This is a genomic window from Streptomyces sp. NPDC060194, assembly GCF_042728285.1.
GTDB lineage: Bacteria > Actinomycetota > Actinomycetes > Streptomycetales > Streptomycetaceae > Streptomyces.
The window spans coordinates 1-7,620 of sequence record NZ_JBHWZH010000206.1; the positions used below are offsets into that span (position 1 = coordinate 1).

Annotated in this window: 5 protein-coding genes; 3 read left to right on the forward strand and 2 right to left on the reverse strand. The window is 73.6% G+C overall.

The genetic code is table 11. The annotated features are described in order from the left end of the window. Positions 1-160 precede the first annotated feature (160 nt). Positions 161-586: a peptidoglycan-binding protein gene (locus tag ACFWEG_RS27270; protein ID WP_387220299.1), complete on the reverse strand. Its 426-nt coding sequence runs from the start codon at positions 584-586 to the stop codon at positions 161-163. Between the two features lie 339 nt (positions 587-925). Between ACFWEG_RS27270 and ACFWEG_RS27275 the strand changes: the two genes are divergently transcribed. The 3 genes from ACFWEG_RS27275 to ACFWEG_RS27285 all read left to right on the forward strand — a co-directional run bounded on the left by ACFWEG_RS27275 (position 926) and on the right by ACFWEG_RS27285 (position 5,253). Further along, positions 926-1,765 (forward strand): helix-turn-helix domain-containing protein, encoded by an 840-nt coding sequence (locus tag ACFWEG_RS27275; protein WP_387220300.1) that lies wholly within the window; start codon positions 926-928, stop codon positions 1,763-1,765. Continuing rightward, positions 1,758-2,690, forward strand: coding sequence for a helix-turn-helix domain-containing protein (locus tag ACFWEG_RS27280; RefSeq protein WP_387220302.1), 933 nt, complete (start codon positions 1,758-1,760; stop codon positions 2,688-2,690). The genes ACFWEG_RS27275 and ACFWEG_RS27280 overlap by 8 nt, the downstream gene beginning before the upstream one ends. A gap of 112 nt (positions 2,691-2,802) precedes the next feature. Then, entirely contained in the window at positions 2,803-5,253 is a 2,451-nt protein-coding gene (locus tag ACFWEG_RS27285) for a phosphoketolase (protein ID WP_387220304.1), read from the forward strand. 68 nt (positions 5,254-5,321) lie between these two features. Here the strand turns inward: ACFWEG_RS27285 and ACFWEG_RS27290 are convergent, their stop codons facing one another. Beyond that, on the reverse strand, positions 5,322-7,226 hold the full coding sequence (locus ACFWEG_RS27290; protein WP_387220306.1) for an RICIN domain-containing protein: 1,905 nt from the start codon (positions 7,224-7,226) through the stop codon (positions 5,322-5,324). Between the last annotated feature and the right edge of the window lie 394 nt (positions 7,227-7,620).

A 7,620-nucleotide genomic window follows, 5' to 3' on the forward strand; every position in this document is an offset into this window, starting at 1 on the left:
CACCCCCCGGATCATCAACAACAGGAGGGGGAAGTCATGCCGGACCCGAAGGCCGGAGGCCCCATTGCGGAGCCACGAAAAAGGTAACGGGGGGGCGACGGGACCGCCGCCCGGCGCGCCCCCGTTGTGTGCGGGCCGGACGGCGGTCGGTCGGTTCGGATCAGAGGCAGTAGAGGTGGCGCAGCCAGGGCCAGCTCTGGCGGCCGATCATGCCGTCGACGGTGAGGCCGGCGCGGCAGGGGGCCTTGTTGACCTGGGTCTGGAAGGCGCGGGCGGCCGACTGCGACCGGGAGCCGAAGATGCCGTCTATGGTGCCGGGGTTGTAGCCCTGGTACTGCAGGAGGCACTGCGCCTCCTTGCCCGCCGCGGTCACCTGCGTCTTGGACGGGTTGACGGTGTCGCCGCTGTAGTAGCCGGCGGTCATGCGCCCGGCGGAGTTCATCGTGACGTCGCACGGGAAGGCGAGCGCCGAGACGCCCGAGGGCGCCGCCGCGACGGCGACGCCGCCGCCGGTTGCCGTGCCGGCGACGAGCGCGGCGGTGGCGAGGAGCAGACCTGCGTACCTGCGGGTGGTGGTGAATGCCACGGAGAACCCCTGGATCTCGAGGAGGAGACGGTCGGACGGTGGCCGGTGGCGGCCGGCCCCGACGAGGTGAGAGGAGCCCGCCGGGACCGGCCTGGCGGTCCGGCGGCCACTCTTCCGGGCAGGGAGCGGAACAAGCCATACCGGCCGGGCGGGTTGAGACATGCCGGGACGTCGGCGGTTCTGACCTGCGGGGACGTCCGCCGGGACGGAACGCGGCGGGACGGTGGGACGCCCACGGGCGGCCGAGTGGAGGGGAACGTACATACGAACGCCCGAAGTTCCGTACGCTGAGCGCGCCGTGGCCGTGTGGGACCGCGTGCGTCTGAAGGGGATCCCGGGATGTCGCGTTGGAAGGCGCTGCCCGAGTCGTTGGATCTGAGGGTCCGGCAACTCGTGGTGCACATGCGTCAGTTGAAGGACCACAGCGGGCTCAGTCTGGCCGCGCTCGCGAGCCGCACCTCGTACAGCAGGTCGTCGTGGGCCCGCTACCTCAACGGCCGGGCGCTGCCGCCCCGTCGGGCCGTCGAGGCGATGGCCGACGCGTGCGGCGGGGACCGGGTCGCGCTGAGCGTGCTGTGGGAGGTCGCCGCGTCGGCGGCGGCGCTGCCGGTGGAGGAAGGGCCGGAGGCGGCGGACGGCGAGCAGGCGCCGGACGTCGAACGCGCGCCGGACGGGGACCCGGCGTCGGACGGCGAGACCGTCGCCGTTCGCCGTGACCTCGGGTCCGCCGTACGGCACGTGCCGGCTCGCGCGTCGGTCGTCGCCGTCGCCGCGGCCGTCGCCGTCCTCGTCGCCGCGGCCGGCGCGCTGGCCGTCGTACGGCCCTGGGAGCAGGGCGCGCAGGAGCGCGTACGCCCGGCGAAGGCCGCCGTGCCGACCTCCACGTACTCCGCCAAGACCTTCCCCTGCCACTTCACCGTCCGCGACGGCCTGCTCTACGCCGGCCACAGCACGACGCTCACCGACCAGTACGCCGTCGGGACCACCGTCGAGGCGGTCGCCGAGGTCCAGTGCCTGGTCCTCGAGCACGGGTTCGACCCGCAGGGCGTCGACGCGTCCTTCGGCCCCAACACCCGTGCGGCGGTACGGGCGTTCCAGCGGGCGCGAGGTCTCGACGACGACGGCGTCGTCGGGCCGAAGACGTGGCGGGAGCTGAGGAAGCCGACGGCGCGTGGCTGAGGGGGCGGGGCGCGGGCAGGTCGCGGCCGCGCCCGAGGTGCGCCGGCTCGCCGAGCGGCTGCGGGAGGCGCGGGAGGCGACCGGGCTCAGCTACGCCGCCCTCGCCGGCCGCACCGCCTACAGCAAGTCCTCCTGGGAGCGGTACCTCAACGGGCGCGTGCTGCCGCCGCGGGACGCCGTGCAGACGCTCGCCGAGCTCAGCGGCGCGGACCCCGCGCGGCTGCTCGCGCTGTGGCGGCTCGCGGACGCGGTGTGGAGCGGACGGGACGCGTCGGGTTCCGGCGCGGTGTCCGGGGGCGACGGCGGTACGGCGGCGGGCGGCGAGGCGGCGGCCGGGTCCGCCGTCGCGGGCGGGTCCGCGGCCGCGGTCCGGCCGGAGGACGCGAGCGGGCCGGAGGACGCGGAGCCGGCTGGTGCGCCGGGCGGGGAGCGGGTGGTGGCGCCGGAGCCGGGCGCCTCGCGCTCCCTGGTCGTCGTCGCGCTGGCCGCCGCGCTCGCCACGGTCGTCCTGCTCGGGACCGGGGCCTGGCTCTGGGCGCACCTCGCGGGGGACCCCGGCACGGCGCGCGGGAGCTTCGCCGAGCCCTGCCGGGGCGAGCGGTGCACCGGTCTCGACTCGGAGCAGGGGGAGACGGACTGCTGGACGGACGCGGAGACGCGCGCGGCCCGGGACGTGGGCGGGCGGCAGGTCGAACTGCGCTACAGCGCGACGTGCCGGGCGGTGTGGGGACGCGTACGGGAGCCGGGGGCGGGCGACGAGGTGTGGGTCGAGACACGGGACCGCCGCACGCAGGCGCAGCAGGTGACCGTGCCCGGTCACGCGCTCTACACCCTCATGCTCGGGGTCACCGTGCTCGGCGGGGTGCGGGCCTGCGTCGAGGGGGCGGACGGGTCGCGGGGCTGCACCCCCTGGACCGAGGGATGAACGGCACCGGGAGGGGCACTCGGCCCGCGCCGGACGCCCCGCGCGGGGCCCGGTACGCCGGTGTACGTTCGAAAGGGCGCCCGGACCGACCGCAGACCCACGGAGGAACCGCATGCGCAAGGCCAGGAGCGGCGGCCGGCAGGGTCGTGCCGCGATCACCACGTCACCCGCCCGCGCCGCGCTGACGACCGAGCCGCACACGATCGGCGACGCGGAGATCGACGCCCTGGACGCCCACTGGCGCGCGGCGAACTACCTGGCCGCGGGCCAGATCTACCTGATGGCGAACCCGCTCCTGCGCGAGCCCCTGGACGCCGACCACATCAAGCCGCGGCTGCTCGGCCACTGGGGCACGTCCCCCGGCCTCAACCTCGTGCACACCCACCTGAACCGGGTGATCAAGCAGCGCGACCTGAGCGCGCTGGCCGTCTGGGGCCCGGGCCACGGCGGCCCCGCCGTACTGGCGAACGCCTGGCTGGAGGGCAGCTACAGCGAGACCTACCCGGACGTCGGCCGGGACGCGGCGGGGATGCACCGCCTGTTCCGGCAGTTCTCGTTCCCCGGCGGCGTGCCGAGCCACGTCGCACCGGAGACGCCGGGCTCGATCCACGAGGGCGGTGAGCTCGGCTACTCGCTCAGCCACGCCTACGGCGCCGCGTTCGACAACCCGGACCTGGTCGTCGCCTGCGTCATCGGCGACGGCGAGGCGGAGACGGGCCCGCTCGCCACCTCCTGGCACTCGAACAAGTTCCTCGACCCCGTCCACGACGGGGCCGTCCTGCCGATCCTCCACCTCAACGGATACAAGATCGCGAACCCGGCCGTCCTCGCCCGCCTCCCCGAGGCCGAGCTGGACGCCCTGCTCACCGGGTACGGCCACGAGGCGCTGTACGTGACCGGCGACGACCCCCGTACGGTCCACCGCGAGCTCGCCGCCGCGATGGACCGCGCCCTCGACCGGATCGCCGAGATCCAGCGCGAGGCCCGGGACGGCGACCGCACGAACGCACCCGAACGCCCCCGCTGGCCCGTGATCGTCCTGCGCACCCCCAAGGGCTGGACCGGCCCCGCCGAGGTCGACGGCCAACCCGTCGAGGGCTCCTGGCGCGCCCACCAGGTCCCCCTCGCGGGCGTGCGCGACAACCCCGAGCACCTCGCCCAGCTGGAGCGCTGGCTGCGCTCGTACCGCCCGGACGAGCTGTTCGACGCCGACGGCGCCCCGCTCCCGCACGTCCTGCGGTACGTGCCGGACGGCGACCGCCGCCTCGGCTCGACCCCGCACGCGAACGGCGGCCGACTCCTGCGCGGCCTCCCGATCCCTGACCTGGACCGCTTCGCCGTGCCGGTCGACAAGCCGGGGACGGTCCTGCACGAGCCGACGGCGATCCTCGGCACCCTCCTGGAGGACGTGATGGCGGCGACGAGCCGCAGCCGCGACTTCCGGCTCGTGGGCCCCGACGAGACCGCCTCCAACCGGCTCCAGGCGGTCTACGGGGCCAGCGGCAAGGCGTGGCAGGCCGAGCTCCTCGCCTCCGACACGGACCTCGACCGGCACGGCCGGGTGATGGAGATCCTCTCCGAACACACCTGCCAGGGCTGGCTGGAGGGCTACCTCCTCACCGGCCGGCACGGGCTGTTCTCGTGCTACGAGGCGTTCGTCCACATCGTCGACTCGATGGTCAACCAGCACCTCAAGTGGCTCAAGACCTCGCGTGAGTTGCCCTGGCGCGCCCCCATCGCCTCGCTCAACTACCTGCTGACGTCGCACGTCTGGCGCCAGGACCACAACGGTTTCTCGCACCAGGACCCCGGCTTCGTCGACCACGTGCTCAACAAGAGCCCCGACGTCGTGCGCGTCTACCTGCCGCCGGACGCCAACACCCTGCTGTCGGTGGCCGATCACGCGCTCCGCAGCCGCGACTACGTGAACGTGATCGTCGCGGGCAAGCAGCCGACGTTCGACTGGCTGACGATGGACGAGGCCCGGGCGCACTGCGCGCGCGGCGCGGGCGTGTGGGAGTGGGCCGGCACCGAGGACGGCACCCGCGAGCCGGACGTGGTGCTCGCGGCCGCCGGCGACGTCCCCACCCAGGAGGTCGTCGCCGCGGCCCAACTGCTCCGCGAGCACCTGCCGGAGCTGGCGACCCGGGTCGTGAACGTCGTCGACATGACCCGGCTCATGCCCGAGGAGGAGCACCCGCACGGCATGACGGACCGGGAGTACGACGCCCTGTTCGGCACCGGCACGCCGGTCGTCTTCGCCTACCACGGCTACCCCTGGCTCGTGCACCGCCTCGCCTACCGCCGCAACGGCCACGCCCACCTGCACGTGCGCGGCTACAAGGAGCAGGGCACGACCACCACCCCGTTCGACATGGTGGTCCGCAACGACCTCGACCGGTACCGGCTGGTCATGGACGTCATCGACCGGGTTCCCGGCCTCGGCACCCGCGCGGCCGTGGTCCGCCAGACCATGGTCGACGCCCGCACCCGCCACCACGCCTACATCCGCGAGCACGGCACGGACATGCCGGAGGTCGCGGACTGGACCTGGGCCGGCTGAGCCGAGAGCGAGCGGAACGGCCCCTCCCGCAGCGGGAAGGGGCCGAACTCGTCTGCTGATGGGATGACTTACGGCTGCGCGGTCAGGTCGAACGACTGCGCCGCCGTCCCCGCGCACGGCTGCTGGGTGAACCCGCCGCCGTTGCCCGACCCGGCGAGCGTCAGGCACTTGCCGCTGTGCCGGGCGACGAACCGGTAGCGGGCGGGATCGGCGGTCTTCTCGGGCTTCCACTGCTGGTTCGTGCCACCGACGTACGACCACAGGTGCACGCGGACGCCGTTGCCGGTCGCCCCGGCGCCGCCGTCGACGTCCCACACCTTGTTCGCGTGCCGGTTCACGACCTGGACGTAGCCGTCGGCCGTCGGACGGAACTGCCAGTTCTGGTTGTTCTGCACGCCCGCCCCGCACGCCCACTGCTGGAGGCCGGTGCCGTCAGCCGTGCCCCAACCGGTCGCGTCCAGGCAGGAGTTGCTGCTCGCGTTGACCACCTGGTACCAGCGGGCGGGGTCGATGGCGCCCCCGCCGGGCGGCGGGGTCGTGCCGGGCGTCCACACGTACGTGGCGACCGCCCCCGCCGGCAGGGTGTGCACGGCCGAGCGGCCGTTGTCGGTGATCGAGAACTTCTGCGCGGTCGTCGCGGTGTTGACGACGTACGCCGCCCGCGAGCCGTCGGGGTTCTGCCACACCACGTTCTGCACGCCGTTGGACGCCTGGCTGGTCGAACCCAGGCGCGTGGCACCGGCCTTGACGAACTTGGTGACGTGGCCCAGGACGTAGAACTCGGCGTTGCGGGTCACGTTCCCGTTCGCGATCTCGACCACGCCGTTGCAGCGGGTCTGGCAATGGCCCTGGTGCGGACCGCCGTTCTGGTCCAGCGCGAGGTTCCAGTCGATGACGGTCTCGCCGCCGTACCGCATGTTGCGCACGACGAGGTTCTCCGCGTGCCACTGCAGGGTGTCGGCGAAGGTGGTCGCCGGGTTCGCGCTGTCGGTGCCGGAGCACTCGGTGAAGAAGACGCGCTTGCCCGCGTTCACGACCTGCTGCTGGGCGTCGGGGGTGCCGCCGTAGCAGTGGAACGCGGCACCGATCACCCGGTTGATGCCGGAGGTCTGGGCGAACACCTCCAGCGGGTAGTTGGGGTGGTCCCAGTTGTGGTCGTACGCCAGCAGGTTGGTGGGCAGGTTGTTCGCCGTCAGGGTGCGGTCGAGGACCTTGAAGAACTCCGCCTGCTGGCTCGACGACATGCTCATCGAGGGGTACGTCGTGGCGAACTCGGGCTCGTTCTGCACGGTGAGGTCGGTGAGCTTGATGCCCTCCGCGCCGTACGCCTTGATCGCCTTGACCAGGTAGTCGGCGTAGTCCTGGTGGTGCTCGGGCTTGAGGCTGCCGCCGCTGAGGTTGTTGTTCGTCTTCATCCAGGCCGGCGGCGACCACGGCGAACCCATGAAGCGGATCGCGGGGTTGACCGCGGTCGCCTGCTTCAGGACCGGGATGATCTGCGCCTTGTCGGCGTCGACGGAGAACGAACCGCGGGTGTCCTCGTAGGAGTGGAAGCCGCCGCCCGCGTTGAAGTCCGAGCTGCCGAGCGGCTGGCGCAGGTAGTTGAGGCCGATGCCGTCGCCCTCGGCGGAGAACAGCGACTTCAGCAGGGCGTCCCGCTTGGCCGCGGTCAGCCCGCTGATCAGACTCGCGGACGCGCCCGTCACCGAGGCGCCGGCGCCGGTGAACGTCTGGCCGCGGGCGCTGCCGTCGACCCTGATGTCGACGGGCTGCGCGCTGCCCGTGAACGGCAGCGAGCCGTCCGACGCGAGCTTCCGGCTGCCGTCGCCCGTCGTCACCCAGACCTGGGCGACGGGGTCGGCGGCCTGGGCGGGCGCGGCGGCGGTCAGGCCGAGGCCGGTGCCGGCCAAGGCGAACGTGAGCAGTCCGGCAACCGCTCTGAGGCGGGCCGGGCGCGGGGGGCGGTGAGGCATCGGTGCGGCTCCTTCGATCGGGGGTGAGCCCTCAACTCCCGCCGCACACGCGGTCCTTGCGCGCAGTGGCGGCGGGATGCGCCGGGCGGAGGACGGGGGTCCGGGCCGTCCGACGGCGCTATGTAAGCAGACCTACCGAGTACTTAGTAAGTCTGCGGAAGCGGATTTCTCACCGGCGCCCTCGCGTGGGCGCAGCCCGGTTATGTGCGGCGGAGCCGCGAGCCGCCGCGGCTTGCGCGCGAGCCGCCAAAATCTATAGCCCGGCCGGCGATTGAGGCCGCCGGGCGGAGCCCGGTACGTGCGGCGGAGCCGCGGGGGTGGCGGGCGGAGTGCGGGCCCCGGGGGGGCCGGGCGGGGTCAGGGGGCGCGGCGGGGGCGGCGGTGGGCGAGCCAC

Excerpts from the sequence above, each read along its gene's own strand:
- ACFWEG_RS27275 (WP_387220300.1), top strand. The coding sequence starts at position 926 with ATGTCGCGTTGGAAGGCGCTGCCCGAGTCGTTGGATCTGAGGGTCCGG.
- ACFWEG_RS27285 (WP_387220304.1), top strand. The coding sequence starts at position 2,803 with ATGCGCAAGGCCAGGAGCGGCGGCCGGCAGGGTCGTGCCGCGATCACC.
- ACFWEG_RS27290 (WP_387220306.1), bottom strand. The coding sequence starts at position 7,226 with ATGCCTCACCGCCCCCCGCGCCCGGCCCGCCTCAGAGCGGTTGCCGGA.